Origin of the sequence: Agrobacterium sp. DSM 25558 (assembly GCF_900100825.1) — a bacterium.
Taxonomy (GTDB): Bacteria; Pseudomonadota; Alphaproteobacteria; order Rhizobiales; family Rhizobiaceae; genus Agrobacterium.
Genome location: NZ_FMUD01000002.1, coordinates 85,542 through 100,955 on the forward strand (window position 1 = coordinate 85,542; position 15,414 = coordinate 100,955).

The 15,414-nt window shown below is 54.9% G+C and carries 19 protein-coding genes and 1 pseudogene; 9 read left to right on the forward strand and 11 right to left on the reverse strand.

Annotated features, from left to right (window positions below; all coding sequences use genetic code 11):
* Positions 1-24 precede the first annotated feature (24 nt).
* From DSM25558_RS02880 to DSM25558_RS28105, 3 genes are all read right to left on the reverse strand, one after another.
* On the reverse strand, positions 25-456 hold the full coding sequence (locus DSM25558_RS02880) for a PIN domain-containing protein (RefSeq protein WP_143239999.1): 432 nt from the start codon (positions 454-456) through the stop codon (positions 25-27).
* A 6-nt stretch (positions 457-462) separates the two neighbouring features.
* Positions 463-858, reverse strand: coding sequence for a type II toxin-antitoxin system Phd/YefM family antitoxin (locus DSM25558_RS02885; protein WP_077101634.1), 396 nt, complete (start codon positions 856-858; stop codon positions 463-465).
* Positions 859-970: 112 nt separating this feature from the next.
* Positions 971-1,228 (reverse strand): hypothetical protein, encoded by a 258-nt coding sequence (locus DSM25558_RS28105; RefSeq protein ID WP_143240000.1) that lies wholly within the window; start codon positions 1,226-1,228, stop codon positions 971-973.
* Between the two features lie 179 nt (positions 1,229-1,407).
* Here DSM25558_RS28105 and DSM25558_RS02890 point away from each other — a divergent pair, with 179 nt between their 5' ends.
* A complete protein-coding gene (locus DSM25558_RS02890) occupies positions 1,408-1,863 on the forward strand; it encodes a hypothetical protein (protein WP_244554097.1) in 456 nt (151 codons plus the stop codon).
* Between the two features lie 15 nt (positions 1,864-1,878).
* On the opposite strand, the gene DSM25558_RS02895 is transcribed toward DSM25558_RS02890, so the two are convergent.
* On the reverse strand, positions 1,879-2,721 hold the full coding sequence (locus tag DSM25558_RS02895) for an IS1595 family transposase (protein ID WP_244554098.1): 843 nt from the start codon (positions 2,719-2,721) through the stop codon (positions 1,879-1,881).
* A gap of 12 nt (positions 2,722-2,733) precedes the next feature.
* Positions 2,734-2,877, reverse strand: a pseudogene (locus DSM25558_RS29750) (transposase); the annotation flags it as partial.
* A gap of 350 nt (positions 2,878-3,227) precedes the next feature.
* Between DSM25558_RS29750 and DSM25558_RS02900 the strand changes: the two are divergent.
* Both DSM25558_RS02900 and DSM25558_RS28950 read left to right on the forward strand, forming a co-directional pair.
* The gene (locus DSM25558_RS02900; RefSeq protein ID WP_244554099.1) at positions 3,228-3,725 is read left to right on the forward strand and encodes an NUDIX domain-containing protein; all 498 of its coding nucleotides are present in this window, start codon (positions 3,228-3,230) and stop codon (positions 3,723-3,725) included.
* Between the two features lie 158 nt (positions 3,726-3,883).
* Entirely contained in the window at positions 3,884-4,432 is a 549-nt protein-coding gene (locus tag DSM25558_RS28950) for a kinase (RefSeq protein WP_200800716.1), read from the forward strand.
* A gap of 276 nt (positions 4,433-4,708) precedes the next feature.
* On the opposite strand, the gene DSM25558_RS02910 is transcribed toward DSM25558_RS28950, so the two are convergent.
* Both DSM25558_RS02910 and DSM25558_RS02915 read right to left on the reverse strand, forming a co-directional pair.
* On the reverse strand, positions 4,709-5,791 hold the full coding sequence (locus tag DSM25558_RS02910) for a MerR family transcriptional regulator (RefSeq protein ID WP_077101640.1): 1,083 nt from the start codon (positions 5,789-5,791) through the stop codon (positions 4,709-4,711).
* A 220-nt stretch (positions 5,792-6,011) separates the two neighbouring features.
* Positions 6,012-6,590 (reverse strand): recombinase family protein, encoded by a 579-nt coding sequence (locus tag DSM25558_RS02915; RefSeq protein WP_083716288.1) that lies wholly within the window; start codon positions 6,588-6,590, stop codon positions 6,012-6,014.
* An 87-nt stretch (positions 6,591-6,677) separates the two neighbouring features.
* Here DSM25558_RS02915 and DSM25558_RS02920 point away from each other — a divergent pair, with 87 nt between their 5' ends.
* Positions 6,678-7,400 carry a helix-turn-helix transcriptional regulator gene (locus DSM25558_RS02920; protein ID WP_143240001.1) on the forward strand — a complete coding sequence of 241 codons (723 nt, stop codon included), beginning with the start codon at positions 6,678-6,680 and terminating at the stop codon, positions 7,398-7,400.
* A gap of 18 nt (positions 7,401-7,418) precedes the next feature.
* Here the strand turns inward: DSM25558_RS02920 and DSM25558_RS02925 are convergent, their stop codons facing one another.
* Positions 7,419-8,177 (reverse strand): hypothetical protein, encoded by a 759-nt coding sequence (locus DSM25558_RS02925; protein WP_077101645.1) that lies wholly within the window; start codon positions 8,175-8,177, stop codon positions 7,419-7,421.
* Positions 8,178-8,300: 123 nt separating this feature from the next.
* Entirely contained in the window at positions 8,301-9,044 is a 744-nt protein-coding gene (locus tag DSM25558_RS02930; RefSeq protein WP_077101647.1) for a hypothetical protein, read from the reverse strand.
* A 239-nt stretch (positions 9,045-9,283) separates the two neighbouring features.
* Between DSM25558_RS02930 and DSM25558_RS02935 the strand changes: the two genes are divergently transcribed.
* From DSM25558_RS02935 to DSM25558_RS02945, 3 genes are all read left to right on the forward strand, one after another.
* Entirely contained in the window at positions 9,284-9,964 is a 681-nt protein-coding gene (locus tag DSM25558_RS02935; protein ID WP_077101649.1) for a helix-turn-helix transcriptional regulator, read from the forward strand.
* 161 nt (positions 9,965-10,125) lie between these two features.
* Complete coding sequence (locus DSM25558_RS02940; RefSeq protein ID WP_077101651.1) at positions 10,126-11,226, forward strand: flagellin N-terminal helical domain-containing protein; 1,101 nt, start codon at positions 10,126-10,128, stop codon at positions 11,224-11,226.
* Positions 11,227-11,743: 517 nt separating this feature from the next.
* Positions 11,744-12,331, forward strand: a complete 588-nt coding sequence (locus DSM25558_RS02945; protein ID WP_077101653.1) for a hypothetical protein — start codon at positions 11,744-11,746, stop codon at positions 12,329-12,331.
* A 143-nt stretch (positions 12,332-12,474) separates the two neighbouring features.
* On the opposite strand, the gene DSM25558_RS02950 is transcribed toward DSM25558_RS02945, so the two are convergent.
* Both DSM25558_RS02950 and DSM25558_RS02955 read right to left on the reverse strand, forming a co-directional pair.
* Entirely contained in the window at positions 12,475-12,678 is a 204-nt protein-coding gene (locus DSM25558_RS02950) for a cold-shock protein (protein ID WP_077101655.1), read from the reverse strand.
* A gap of 145 nt (positions 12,679-12,823) precedes the next feature.
* The gene (locus tag DSM25558_RS02955; RefSeq protein WP_077101657.1) at positions 12,824-13,459 is read right to left on the reverse strand and encodes a hypothetical protein; all 636 of its coding nucleotides are present in this window, start codon (positions 13,457-13,459) and stop codon (positions 12,824-12,826) included.
* Positions 13,460-14,074: 615 nt separating this feature from the next.
* Here DSM25558_RS02955 and DSM25558_RS29200 point away from each other — a divergent pair.
* Both DSM25558_RS29200 and DSM25558_RS02965 read left to right on the forward strand, forming a co-directional pair.
* Complete coding sequence (locus tag DSM25558_RS29200; protein WP_256387053.1) at positions 14,075-14,404, forward strand: thermonuclease family protein; 330 nt, start codon at positions 14,075-14,077, stop codon at positions 14,402-14,404.
* 300 nt (positions 14,405-14,704) lie between these two features.
* On the forward strand, positions 14,705-15,274 hold the full coding sequence (locus DSM25558_RS02965; RefSeq protein WP_143240002.1) for a hypothetical protein: 570 nt from the start codon (positions 14,705-14,707) through the stop codon (positions 15,272-15,274).
* The last annotated feature ends 140 nt before the right edge of the window (positions 15,275-15,414 follow it).

Genomic DNA, 15,414 nt, shown 5'->3' on the forward strand with positions numbered 1-15,414 from the left:
GGGTTCGCCCGCTTCTTCACGCGCTCAGACGGCATACGGATCGACCACCTTCAATTCGGGAAGCTCGGAATGGTAGGGCTGTGCTTGTTCGACGAGTACGAGCTTCCTATCGATAGCCGTGGCCACGACCATCCTCTCCACGTCTGAAAGATGCTGCATGCCATCGTCGTCGACATGGAGGTCCAGCGCGGACAGTTTCGCCCAGATAGACGCAGCGGGTTCGTCGAACACCTCAACCGTGGAATGGGTTCTCGCCATCGACAGGACACGGCGGAAAAGGCGGTCGAGCTGGTCGCGACCTTCGGTGACGCTCGTCTCGCGGATCGCCCCGTCAACGACCCCCAGGGAGACGACACTTAGGTAAACTCCGCCCCTCGGAACGCCGTCCGCGAATTCCTTGACTTCAGGCACCCCGCACAGAAGGTCCATGAGCGTTTGCGTGGAAAGGAGATACATGTGTAGTCACATACGCGATGCGGGAAGCTGGACGCGCGCCTTTTTGGGCCGCATCAGTCGCGGCTGGTCGCTGCCCGCCTTGACCTTGACCCGACGTCCGAGAGGGGCGAAGCCAACCTCGTCGAGCGCGGAGCCGAAGGACATGTTCCTGCCCGAAGACCTGATCAGGGCCGCTAGGTCCTTGAGGGAGATGATGACCGCGATGTCCTCGGTCTTCTTTCCGATGACCTGCATGTCGCCGCCGCGAACCCGACCCAAGACTTTGGTGAAGGTGTCGCGTGCCGCTTTTACGGTCAACGATCCACCGGCCGCGACGGTCAGTGCCTGCTCCAGTTCCTTGAGAACGTCCGTCTCGTCGCTGTCGCCGATTTCCGAAAGCTGTTTTACGAGACGCCCGTTCATCGTGTTCACTCCGATCTCGGTATTGGTGGCCACTTTTATATAATATGTGGCCACTCCGCGAAAATGGCAAGGGGCGGGCGGAGTATTCGGCGTCCGAGTACGTCGTTAAGGATCACGTGGGCTTTCCAGGACGATAAGACCTGGAGGGTAAGTAGATATCCACCGTAGCGGAAGCGGGAATGGGCCGCGTCAAAGCGAAGGCGGTATGGAACATCAACTTGTTCGATGCCTTGATTAGGTTTCTGTAGCCGTAGTGGAACTCGATGACTTCCGGGTCCGCGACCATCAGGTCTGCCAGCGCGGTCTTTGCATTTTGGGTCCTGACTGGCCCACCCGTGCCTTCTGCCGAAATTCTGGCATTATGAACCAATTATCTAAATCCTGTGACATCTGATCCATAACGACGAAAAATTGTCGCAAAAGTCATTTGCAGAAAGCGAACTTATGCGACTGACTTTTGCAACAATCTAGCGGAATTAGGTAGCAAATGCCACAAGATTCCCGACGCTAAAATTGATACCTCCAAATCAGTCGATGGAGTTGGATTGTATGGTGTCGGTCGTCGAGGATTTGAAACATAAGCTGGCTGATTTGGATGCCAGGCTTGAAGAAATCAGAGCGGAAGCGTTCGTGCTGGAAGCGCAGAAGGCCGCGTTCGCGACCGTGATCAGGGTCTACGATCCTGAAGCGACGTTCGCGCCGTCTCCTCAGTCAAAGAGCGACAAGAGATCGACCCCAAGCCGTCGCGTAACGGACCTGCTCAAAGGTCGTGATGTTCGGCGCGGCGTTCTGGAGCTTCTCCGAGATGCCGAAAACCCGATCCTCGCAGGCGACTTGTCCAGAAGGTTTATCGAGCGGGAGGGGTTGTCGGACAAAAGCGACGGGGTCGCTTCCAACCTCGCTGCCAGGTTCTCCGGCCTATTAGAAAGACTGGAGCAAGGAGGAATGGTTCGATCCTCGGGCGCTCCCGACGGACGGCGACGACTGTGGGAGATTGCCAGGTGACGCCCAGCTATCAGGTCACCGCAGGTAACGCTGCTCCTCGACGGTCGTATCCTCCGTCCACACTTGGTCGTCGATACGCTTCGCAGCCCCCTGCCAGTAGCCGCAGAGGTTCTCCGAGGTCGTTCGGTGGGTGACCGTCCGGAGCACGTCCGCGAGTTGCCAGCGCTGGCCCATGTAGCGGGTATCCTCTTTCCAGGCGACCATTGCCATGTACCAGTCCAGGTACTTGACCGAAAAGCGGTGATGGATGCCGACATACGAGCGCTCGGCGCGAGCGAAGAAGCTTTCGATCCTGTTGGTGTCGACCCCGTCCTCGGTCTGGTAGGCGAGGCTGTGGTTCACGCGCCGGAGGATCGCCAGCCCAACGAGGTCGTCGTACGATCCATGCTCGTCGGCAGTCAGCAGTGAGCGGGGCTGGACATGGTCACGCACGGCCGCCCAGGCTGCTTTTGGGTTCTCGTCGGGGACGATGCGGGTGATCGTACGGTTTGGTGCATCGGGATTGTGCTCGCGGATCGACAGGACACACATCCGCTTGCCGTTCTGGTTCTCCTTGCGGCGACGGTCGATCCGGTCTTCCTTCTTGTTCTCTGGCTTGATGTGTCCGCCGATGTATTTGCCGTCGATCTGGACCGACCCCCAAAGCTTCATCTTCGCTCGGCGCTTTCCGACGGCCTCCCTGATCTTGGCCAACAACACCCATGCGGTTTTGTATTCTACGCCGATCTTGCGTGTCAGATGCAGTGCGGCGGTGCCCTTCACGGCCGTGATGTCCTCCCAAATCGCCACGAGAAGCTTCTTGAACGTCAGCTTGCGAGAATGGAACACGGTTCCGGAGGTCACCGAAAACTCGCGCATGCACTCGCCTTCCGAACATCGGAAACGACGGCGGCGGACGCTGTATGGGTCGAGGTCACCGCACTTTGGGCAGAACGGTTTCCCGCCGCTTGAAGACCAACGGAAGCTACAGAAAAGACCGTACGCATCTTCTTCGGAAAGCTCCAGGAGAGCCATCTGGTCGACGTTGCGGGCCTTCTTCGTCAGAAGGAAATGCTGACCGAACTCATCATCGGGATCAGGCCAGAGGCAAGACTGGTATTTCCAACCTCCTGGCCTCGTCTTCGAAGGGGTCGTAAGCGTTGGGAGCCAGGATCGGAACCTTGTTGGAAGACATGGTCACCTCGGGACACGGAATACATGCTGACGGCCGCCGTCTTGGGCGGGATGAAGTCGTCAGCCTATTCGTGTCGTTCTTATAACCATGCCGCAGTCGTACCAGGTGACACGCAGGGAGTCGATTAGCCTCTAGCAAGATGGTTAATTTCCTGAAGTTTTGGACTAATTGCATTGTCGTTGAGACTTGATTGCCGTTTACTGAAAGTAGTGCCGACGGAGATCAAGTTGAAATGAAATCTCACCTTCAAACTTTGCGCGAGAAACTAGGCCATGGCCTATTGCTCTGCCCGTCCGTTGCGGCTGTCATCCACGACTCCCTTGGTCGAATACTATTGCAGGAAAAGTCTTCTGGAGAAGGCTGGAGCCTGCCAGCAGGCGCTATTGAACCCGGCGAAACCCCTCAGGAAGCCATCATAAGAGAAGTGTTCGAAGAGACGGGCTTTCCTGTGTCTGTCGAAACTCTTGCCGGAGTTTTTGGCGGAAAGGATTTTCGCTACACCTACCCAAATGGTGACGAAGTCGAATATGTTGTGACGCTATTCGTATGCCAAATAATCGGACCACAGGTTCCGATCCCAGATACGGAAACCGCTTCGATCAGCTATTTCGAAGAAGCGGATATGCCGAAACTGGCGTTGCCATACCCGAATTCCATGCTTTTTGGACGCAACTGCGGCAGCAGATAAATCTTTCTAGGGCTGTATTTTTTCATCTTACAACCCTGGTGGCATTTGCTACATAATTCCGCAATCTAGTGGAGCAGCTTTCTCCGCCCCTTTGACGTCACAGGGTTGTCAAAAGCATCGCGCACCAACGGAGTGAGTGACCAATGGAGAACAGGAATTTGGAATCGATTGGCGATACCGAGACCCGGCTCATCCTCATCCGAGGGAACTCGGGAACCGGGAAATCTGCGCTTGCGTTGGCGATCAGAAATAGTCTTCCCCGGGGTGTTGCAATTATCGGACAAGATTTGCTCCGACGGAATGTCCTGCACGTCCTCGACACGAAACCATCGTTGGCAGCCGACTATATAGAGATTTCCGCGCGGTTTGCTCTTGATCGCGGGCTCCACGTGGTCGTCGAAGGTATCTTGCGCGAGGATATTTACGGCGACATGCTGAGAAGGGTGATTTCCAGCCATCAAGGCATTACGCGCTGCTATCGCTACAAAATCTCGTTCCAAGAAACACTTAACAGGCACATAACAAAACCCAATGCCGCCGAATTTGGTGAGAATGAAATGCGGCAATGGTGGCGAGACGACGATGGGCTGGTTGGTGTTGAGGAAAGCATTATTGGTCCCGATCAGCTGTTAGTCGACACAGTTGCAATGGTTATTGACGACTGTGGCTGGCGACCTCTGGGATCGCGTAGCACCCACACAAGATGAACTGGGCGTTCCGCAAGCCCGCCAACCAAACGTGGCAGTCCGGTTTCCGCCAGCCGAGACGCTGATCCTTATCGCGAATGTTAGGCGGGCCGTCCGAAAACTCAGGTTGAATTTTGCGCCGTAGAATTTGGTTCTGCGGCGCGGTACCCTTGGAAAAGCTGATGCTACGGGATGGGGGTATGTCGGCCCTGTTAGCATCAGGTTCTAACAAAATTTCTCGGAGGCGAGTTTTCGGACAGTCTCTAGGAGTTTTGCGAATAAGGCGTCAGGCAAAAGTCATAGAGAGGGCCGGATGAAGATGCCGCTAAATTTCCCGTCTTCCGCGAGCACAAAGCTCCATTCCATGTGGCCTTTCTCGAAGCTGACGTCGTAGACGTCCCACCCACCCTCCGTTACCCCCTTAAAGGATATGTCCTTGAGCGGCCCCATGCGCTCCAGATCGGCCTTAATCGTTGCAGATTGCTCTTGCGCGGCGGTGGCGAGAGGGGGTGTCATCCGCTCGCAATCGGGTTCGCCGCGCTGATGTTGATCGATAATCTCTTTCAGGAGATTTTTGCTGTTTTCAACCGGCCGCTTGCTCCTGATCCGTTCCGCAAGTGTGTCCTCGAGCGCGGTCACGACGCTCTCCTCGACACGGGGGGCCGCCTGTTCATAGCCGTTCTGGTGGAGGACGAGGCCCGATACGGAACCGTTTTCGTTGCGAGTAAAGGTTAGTTGCGCCTGCACCGCCTTGTAGAAAAAGCGGTCGATATCCTCAGGAAAGATTTCCAACTCCGCTTGGCCTGTCAGGCGCGAAAAAACACGGTCATCTCTCACGGTGATGACATAGGCGAGTCTATCAAGGAGGTAGTAACCCTGATACGCGGCGTAGAGAGTGGGATCGATTTTCTGCTCTGTCCGAGGCCTTGCCTGCTCGTAGCGGCGCCATGCGATGGTATCGGGTGAGATATCGGTCATGTTGGTGTCCTTTGCGAGTTTCAGGAGTTCCTCAATCGAAAGAATGTCTCCTGCGGTTATTTTCGCCCTCAGGGTATCAACGACGGCTAGACTGCGCTGGGTGCGTCCGAGTTGTTCCTGTAAGGCGAGGTTCTGCACGGAGAGCATGCGGTCAAGATCGGCCGCTTGCCCGGCCAACAGTCGGGCGATGTGTTGCAGGCTAAGGCCGAGGCGCTTCAACGTCAGAATCTCGTTCAGCCGTGCGATCTCGTCAGCTCCATAGAGCCGCCAGTTTTTTCCCGTCCTACGAGGGCGGATGAGGCCATTTTTCTCATAGAGCCGGAGCGCACGGACGGTAAGGCCAATGCGCTTGGCGCATTGCGCGGCGGTCAACCACGTCTCCTCCTTGATGTCATTCCGCATGAAGCCTCCTGCAAAGTCACAAACCCTATCTAAGGTATGACGTTGGGTACGGCTCAAGCAGAAATTTAGAGAAGGTTGTGTAGCGCAATGATTCCGAGAGAATGGTCTCTCTCTTATGTTGCGAAATTGCCAATTAAAGCGGGACCCGCCAACAGATCGCATTCCCCGATGGCACTCTTGAGCTATGACCCTTGGGAAACAAGGCATTCGTATTTTGTAACTAAGTCAGCCGCGAAACCCCTCTCAGGACAGTTCGAGGGTGGACCTTGTAAGCTTCAGCTAAATCGCGCACTGACGCCCCGCTGCTCAGTGATGCACGGATTTCCTGGCACTGACTATCGGTCAGAGACGGCCTGCGTCCGGGATGTTTACCCCTTGCTCTAGCGGCGGCAATGCCCGCGACTGTCCGTTCCCTGATCAAAGATTTCTCGAACTCGGCTAGGGCAGCAAGAATGTGGAATATCAACTGTCCGCCCGCCGAGGACGTATCGATGCTCTCCGTCAGCGATATGAACCCAATCCCGCGGCGTTTCAGGGTTTCGACCAACGCTATCAGATGCACGATCGAACGCCCGAGACGGTCAAGTCGCCATACGATCAAAACATCGCCACGCCGGAGGGCTTTCAACATGGACGACAGGCCATCACGTTGCTGTTGACCTCCCGATACACCGTTGTCTTCGAAAATACGGTCACACCCCGCGAGACGTAGCGCGTTTCGCTGTAAATCTAGATGCTGATCCAGCGTCGAAACTCGCGCATAACCGATCCTTGCCATATCGCCGATGAAGCCTTCCATTCCACCTGTCCTGGGACTCGACTTGACAGAAACGAACGGTTTCGCGGAGCAGACATTCGAGTTCCAAGTCAGGTCATGAATTCAACAATGGAAGGTAATTACGCGTGGAACGACAACCTTTGGTCTGTCGTGACAAAACCGTTCGTTTCTGTCCGTCTGGATGCTCCGTTGAAACCGAACGTCTCGTACTCCGACCTGTCGAGGCGGCTGACAGACACCTGGCTGGGAAGCTCATCGGGGTCAATCTCACCGCATGAAGTCTGTCGTTCGGTTGCTGACTATCTTCGGATCAACATGGCGTTGGTCGTCGTCCACACGGAGAAAGCACCTATCGACTGGCATGTGAAATTCATTCGGCGGTACGGAATTCCCACGGGCTTGATCGATGTCGGGGTTTTACAAAAGGCTGGCCGCCTATGCGATGTTCCCGTGAGCGCCTTGGTTAAGCAGCGCATGATCGAAGGCTGTCAGAAGGCGATTTCCGACAGACAGCCGATCACGGGGAAGATCGACGTGGTCATTGAAGACGCGCGGATAACGGGAGACGCGATCATATTACCCGATCCCATGCCCAAAAGGGCATGGTGCGTCATTTTAGGAGAGGTCCACTCGATTTCCGCTGTTGCCCATCATGTCCGTATGGACGACATCGACCTGTCCATCGTCCAGTTGCTTCGGGAAGGGTTATCAGCGCGCAGGATCGGGGAGCTACTCGAACTCTCCCCGAGGACGATCGAACACCGCATCGAGAAGATTAAGGCCCGCGCTGCCGTGGAAACCCTGTTCCCGCTGCTGATCATGAGAACGTGACGTCTTGGTTTACTGGGGTCAATCACCCCAGCTGACAAACTTGAGTGTGGAATTTCCATTCACCCTGTAGTCGATCACTCTACACCCGGTTTTCTCGCGGATGGGCGCACGCCCTTTTAGAACAAGGGTATGCCATCCCTGCTGATGCCCCGAAACTTCATAGGGAGCGGGCTCGCAGCCTTGCTTATAGACATAGGCGGTCCCGCGGATCACAGTCTTGTCGTCATAGGGGTCCCACGGCGCGTTGGCTTTGAAAAGCACCGCGCCCGCCTTGATGGTGTTCGATATCGATTTTTTGGGATCGCGATAGATGATAGTTCCCGCGCTGGGATCAACGGTCATCGCCGAGCCGTTGTGATCGAAGACCTCGCGGTTGTCGACCAGCCCCTGCGCGTCTGATGTGAAGTACTGATCGGTCGGCTGCGGACCGCAATTCGACAGCATCGTGCCGGATGAATACAGGCGACCGTCTTCGTGACGGGTCAAATAGAAATAGTAGTTGCCGTAAGGGTCCTTCGCGACAGGACCGCCGAACCCGCTATCGTAGATCGCATCGACGGACCATTTGCAGTTCGCATCCTTTCCGTTGATGGAAAAAGTGATCTGCACAGTCCTCTTCGATTTCATGTCGTCGATATCGAGGTGGCATGTCCGGCCAACGCCGCAATCACGTGACCAGCGCCCTCGGAATTCCTCACGGCTTGCAACACGGTCTGCGAGGGCCGTCGAGGCCGATATCGACAGCAGGAAGACGGAAAGGAAGGCGGTCGATTTCATCGGGACGGTTCCTGAACTGTTGTCGAATTCCGACTGCCATAGCGGGCGATCGGCATTCGTGTCGCCCGTTAGGGTTGGCGGGCGGTTTCGAATGCCCTGGTGATGGTTCGTTTGGGGAAACAGTTAGAGCTTTGGCGCAGGGGCCGCGCTGCTGGTGTTTTTCACCCGAGCGGCATCGATCCTTTTCCGTGCGTCCTGGTTGTCGGTGTTGAAATCTTGGACCAGATCGAGGTAATTCATCATTCCCATCCTGAGATCGGTAGCCAGACCTGTCTGGGTCCCGTTTACCGTGAGATCGATGTACAAACCGCATGAGGCCGCGGTGTTCTTGGCTTTGCCAGCGGTGTGGTCATCCAGCCCCACGGGAAAATCGCTTATCCCAAGGCAGGCAGGCGATGACTCGAGTTTTTCAGCAGGGGCATCAACGGTGTTGAATTTCCAGATCGCCCAAATATCGGTGGAGTCTTTCTTGCTGTAGGACGGTTCTCCGTACTTCTTCACCGCCGCTGCGTAGACAGCGTCCGTAGACGGACGTTCGGATGGTCTGAATTTCAATTCACGGCGTACGGCAAAAAGCTTGTTGCCGCTTCCGACCCCCGTGAACGCGAACTCCATGCGCTCGTGTTCCATGTCGTCTGGACGGCTCAGGTCGTTGTACAGGGTCCGGCCGTTCGCCACCCACTCCGTGCCTTCCGGCAGTTTCCATCTGGAGAAGCTGTATCGGCCGTCTGGACGCAGTTCGTCATACTTGGCGACGACTTGATCGGCATTCATGCCCAGCGCCATTCCGTTGATGTCGAATTCCGCGGCGTGAGCCGCCACGGTCGCCGTTCCTACAAGCAGGGCGGCCAGGATGATGTTTTTCATTGATGCTCCAAATGGAATGGGGACTTCGACGTTAAATCGCTTGGTCGCGGAGCATCGCGGATTCATCTTACCCACAGGCGAATTTCGGAGGGGAAATTTACCCCCGGATGCAATTCATGACTTGGTTTTTCCGCGCATCGTCAACAGCGCGCTGATGGCGGAGGGTAAATCTACCCTGTGCGGCCTCATCGGTTTGAACTAATGGCGGTGAACGAATTTCAGGGTTCCATATTTCGACGATGGCAAAAGAGACACCGTTTAGCGCGGTCGCGCGCACCATGATGGACAACTGGCTTCAAACGAGTCCCGAGAACACAGCCAAACCGGAGTCGGTCTACAACGACATCCTTGGCCATCTCTCGATCAAGATGCGGCTGACCCTGTTTACGGTGACAGGCGACAACCCCAAAAAATGGCACATGAAAGCCATCAGGCATTCCGGGTTTACGTCTCGCATTCTGAACATCAACAAGATTTTCGCGGACTGTTATGTCGAGGATTTCAAGGACCAGAAATACATGGATGACGCTGTCATCCCAAGACTTCGCCAGGTCATGGAATCGCAACAGCCGTCTATGGAACTCGTCAAAACGAGGCTGTTCGGCGTCAACCTCGGTTACGACCGCATTCTGATCCCGCAGAAGAACATCGGTCGCCCTCAGTGGATCATCTCGTCGTCCTATGCCCAGTTTTTGCTCAGTCCGCCACAGCGGCGAGAAAGACTGGACGTGGCCGACGAAGCCATCGCCCAGCTTTTGATCGAGGGAGGGACAGCCAAGGAAATCGCGCAGACGCTCAACGTATCGCCGCGGACGGTTGAACATCGCGTAGAGAGGCTGAAGACCAAGTACGGGGCGAGAAACACCGTCCACCTCGTCGCGATGCTGGTCACGCTACAGGCCGAAAAGATGGCGGAATGATACGTGGGTTGCCAGGTTCGGGAATTATGCATCACGGGTATTTTTACCCTATGACTTTGACCTCACTGTTAAGCCAAACGCCTTCAATGTCGGCAGGCAGGCGGTATGCGTGCATCTGGTGCATGAAGACGCCGTAGATCGATCTCTGGACGGCATGCATCATGACCAGCATTCTCACAAATGGTTCAGCGACCTCTGCTCTTGATGTCCTGCGACGGATAGGCACCGACCTCGGAACGCAACAAGACCGGATTTCTTCGGGTCTACGGGTGTCGACTGCGTCTGACGACGTTGCCTACTGGTCGATCTCGACAACCATGAAATCCGACGCGAAAGCCATGATGGCCGCCAATGACACCATCGGGATTTCAAGCGGGATCGTAGACACCGCGTACGCCGCGATGGAAACGGTCCGCGATAGTTTCGTGGAAATCCGAAACATCGCGATCATGGCGAGCCAGGAGCCTGCGCCTGAATTTAAGAACGTCGTCATCGGCGGTTTTGTCGAAGACGAGTATTATGCGAAATCAAGCGTCGCGCGCCTGGACAGGCAGATGCAGCAACTCCAAGATCAGGCCAGGGCCGCGATCAACTCGGCCTCGTTCGCAGGGGTCAACCTTCTGCACCATACGAAGAACGAAGACGCGAAGGCCAGCGAGACCGTCCATTCCTTCGTCGTCGGTTACGACAACGGAAAGGTGCGGACGCTGGATGTCGACGCGATGGACCTGTTGCTCATCAACGACGATTTCGGTTCCGAACCGTTTCCCTACGTTCTCGGTTACAATCCCGAGCAGGCCCTGTTCGATAGCGGGGAGACCGTCTTCGCTCCGGGGTCGTTCACTCCGGCAGGCGTTTATTGGTTCAACATTCCACTGACCAACTCAGACGGCGATCCGGAGGGCTATGACGTCAACCCGTCGTTCGTCCTGATGAAGCTCGAAAACAACATCGTCCGCGATGGCGGTGATCGCCAGGGGCTTTATTCCGCGTTCGCGAACTACATCGACGAGCATCTCAATGCGTTGACTGACAGGATGGCCTATCTCGGCACCTTGCAAAATTCATTGGAGGCGCACGACGAAATGAACAAAAAGCTGATCGACTCGGTGACAAAAGGTGTCGGCGTTCTCGTCGATACGGATATGGAGGAGGCGTCTGCGAGACTGAGCGCGTTACAGGCGCAACAGCGGTTGGCCGTGCAGTCTCTGCAAATGGCCAATGCTCGGCCGCAGGCCGTCCTCGATCTATTCCAGAGGTGAGTTTCGTTACGTCTAGCGTCGCGTAAGGTGGGATGCGCGTTGTTGAAAAGTTTCAAATACAGTTTCTTGCAAGTTTGATCGCGTAAGATTTTCATTCCAATCAACAGTGTTGTGCTTGAGTAATTAAATCTGATCGTGTATACGCCCGGCGAATTCGCTTGCACGGTTTACGGAATCTTGACACACTGTAATTAACGTGAATTGGGAACAAACACCCAAGGACGACGTTACCGCAACAACAAAAAGATGGGTTGAAGCTATGATAAATCACGACAGAGAACCAGCGGTTCAAGACGCCAAGAACGCTTTGGCCCGTGATATTACGCGTTTCAAAACACTTTATCCGAATGGCGAAGCGAAACTGAAAGAAGTTCCGACCTCGCACTTCGCATATCTGAATTCTGCAGAAATGGTTGCAGCATCCGCTCACTGATTTAATTTTTACGTTAATGTTAAGGCACAGAGGTTGATCCTCTGTGCCTTTTTGCTATGTGAGGTTATCACTGGGAAAGTAAGAATGTTCGAATTTAGCGCCGACGCTTTCGAAGCATGGCAATCCGACTACGATGAATTCAATTATGCTTTTAGAAAGTACTGTTTTCTACAGTTTCGCGCTTACTCCATCCACGCCGAATTCGTGCCGAACGTTACGCGTCAAATTCACACAATGTGGTGCGAAAGTTGTAATCGCTGGCTAAGCAAGGAGACCGATGCGCAAACAAGCAGGCTTTCCTATCTCAAGCGAGCCAGCCTGCTTCTCAGTGCGCTTGTGTCGCTGCAATACCTGGGCAATGTCGTTCAACATGATTACAACGAGGAAGACAAGGTTACTTTTAGGGGGCCTCCCGAAATCTACGCGTCCTCGAGACAGGACTTGATAGACGCTCGAGAAGTCGTTCTGGCTTTGGACTTTGTGCTCAATATTATCCACTACTTCGAAGAAAACAGGATCGACAGAGCCGAGGATTTCAAGCCAAGGATCACGATCGACATGAGACACGATCTGATCGGATACCTGCTTTCTGGAAAATCGGAAGAGAAGGCCATCTACCTGATCTTGAAAGCCTTGTACTTGCGCCATTCGGCAGGTGGCTCGGCTAACTGATCGCTAGATGGGGGCAAACGTCGTCGATGTCTCGACACCACGTTGTGCGGCACGGTTCATGGCGTGCGTACTGAAATTGCCAACCACCGTAAGATGAAAACAGCCGCCCGCGCCAAGGTCGAGCCAGGCGGCCGTTGTCTTGATTAAAGGATCAACACCTTTTCAGCTTTCAGCTTTGCGGTCTTTCGATCCTGGCCTACTTCAAAACTAACCTTGTCGCCTTCTCGAAGAGACTCCCCGTTTTCGATCGCGGACACGTGGACAAAGATATCCTGTCCGCCGCCCTCTTGGGTGATAAATCCAAAGCCTTTCTCGCCGTTGAAAAACTTTACCGTGCCCGTCGCCATATGAGAGTTTCCTCTGGTTCGTCAAAATCTCTCCAACAATATATATGCCGTCTTGGCAGAGGACAACTCTCAGTAACCGGGCTCTGTCCACCGGGTCTGTTCGCCGTTTCAGGCGCATACCGAGCCTTCCTCACCTTGTATCCTACTATTGCGAGGCCTTCGCGGCATACCCCTCCACGGCGAGCTTGGCCTCTGACATGCCGACGTTGTGTTTTTCGCGATATAGCTTGATTGCGTCCAGCTTCCGGCCAGGTAAAAGAGCGAGCTTCTCCCAGGTGTCCGGAGGTGTCCATTCCGGCTCGTCATTTGGCGGGCTTATCAGAAAATATCGGACCTCTATTCCTCCGGAACCATAATGTGCGCTGACGGTCAGCGGCGGCATTTCCCAGTGGTCGTGATCTGGCTCGGGATGCTCCTGGCCGACTCTGCCTTCGCCGATGACCCAGGTTCGGTCGGGCTTCCGCTTGTTTCGCAATCCGTCACGACGATCATCGAATTCAAAACCGAACGGAAGACTGCCTGCATAGCGCCGATGTTTATCCACGCCGTCATTGTAGAAGAAGACGGCTGATAGGGTTCGTTTCTGTCGATTACCTGCCCCTCGGGTTTCTTCGTCCTCGAAAAGGAGGTCGAAGCCGCCGTCTCGGCATACTACGTACTGCTGGCCGTCACTGGGCTTCTCCGCCAGATGACGGGGCTGAAGACCCAAGAAGGTGGACACGGCCACATCGTCATATGTTAGGCCGAAAAGGGAGATTACGTCTTCGTGACTGCCTGACATCAGTACCTCCGGTCATTATCCCAGCAGTAGCAATCGCCCAGAGCGAATTTTTCGAGGGTCGCCTGACTCGAAAGTTCGACCGGGAACGCCACCCCATAATATTGTGCCCTTGTAATTCATGCAATCTCGAGGCGCTATGGTCTTCGAATGGGGGGAATCATGCTCAGCGATATCGAGATCACCTATTTTCGAAGCCGAATCGACGACGTGCTTAGGGATGGCCAGCCGACCGCATGGCAACGGCAATTCCTTGCCGACGTCCGGGCGAAAATCGATCGCTACGGAACGAAGACAAGGCTAACCGAAAAACAGCTGGTCATGTTGAAGCGGCTGACCAAGCTCGAAGGCGCTCCTATCGACCGATCCTCCGTGTACGTACGCCCACGCGCCGCCATCCGACGACCCCGACTGCGTACCTGGCGCGCTCCATATCGAGGCTGGCGATATCGAAAGATTAATTGGGTCGTCGCTCTGATCGCCGTTGTGGTCATTGGAGCGGTTCATCTCTTTACGAATGGCGGTACGCCATCCGCAGTGGATACCCCCGCGGATGTTCGGGCCCCATCGCCTTTCATCTCGCAACGGTTCACTATCACCGATGGTGACACGATCCGCATGGCCGACGGCACTCCCGTCCGCTTGGTAGGCTTCAATACCCCTGAAAAATTCGAGCCCATGTGCTCAAGAGAAGCGGAACTGGGAAACAGGGCTAGCGCGAGGCTCAGGGAGATCGTTTCGTCCGGGACCAGCACGGTGACCAAAGTTGCCTGCGCCTGTGCGCCCGGGACCCAAGGTACCAAAAAATGTAATTACGGTCGCAGCTGCGGTATTCTCCGCGTAGACGGGAAGGATGTCGGACAGACGCTCATAGCGGAGGGCCTCGCCGTCTCTTTCCAATGCGGACGGACCAAATGTCCCAAGTTGCCACGGCCGTGGTGCGGTTGACTTGGAATACGTCGACAGACACTCCAACGCGCTGGCGGACTGGGATTTGATCGATGCGGTGAAAAAATTCGGTGACACCCTGGTTGGCCGGACATGGAGGAGGCATCATGCTTTGCGCGCTGCTGGCGCGACAGCGGCTGGGCCGTGCTAATGTTAGACACATTGGCCAGCCGACGATCGGCGATGTATCCAACCTCAACTTCCCCACGAAGCCGGTCGCTACAGCCTGCAGGTCAGGGTTGACCAGTAATCGTTTAATGTAAAATGTTTCCTGAGGTAGACATTAAGGGGCGATTCGAAATGAGGAATTTCAAGGCGGCCGATTGGGGATCAGACGCTGACGGCATAGAAAACGCCAGCGGCTTCCCGCTTTTCAAACGTCTCGTGCTCAACTGGTCCGAGCCGCAGGTTGTAGACAAAGGTACGAAGCCGCACTTTGAAGAGCCGCGCGCGTGCCTGTACGCTATCATGAGAAATCACCATTCTTCGCATCAGAAGGACCGAATATGCTATATAGGGCTTTCCACAAATCCGGCGCGACGCTTCTACAATCACCCCACTGCGATTGAACTGATACAGAAACGCGGCGTCACTACCTTCAGCCACGCATATCTCGACACCGAGAAGTCCTCCGAGAAAATCCCAGTGATCAAGCGTGCTCTCGAAGATGTTGAGCATATCTTGATTTGGACATTGTGGCACAACCTTGAGAACAAGGCGAAAATGTACACGCTGCCGGGTATGGGTTCCACCACTGGCGATCCGTATCACATCATAAACGAGGGCTACAGTTTCATGGGGCAGATGCCGAAAGAGATTGTGTATCCTTGGGCCCTGGTACTGAATCGCAAAGATCAGTCGTGGGGGTGAAGAACTGCAATAAGAGACTTTCGCCCCTTGTTCGACCCCACCGAACTGCGATGGCCAAGTATGTTCGAGTCGCGTAAAAGTTATTTATTCAAGTTTGCGATTGCAATTAAAGGTCGAATCGTCTGGGTATGGTACAAATG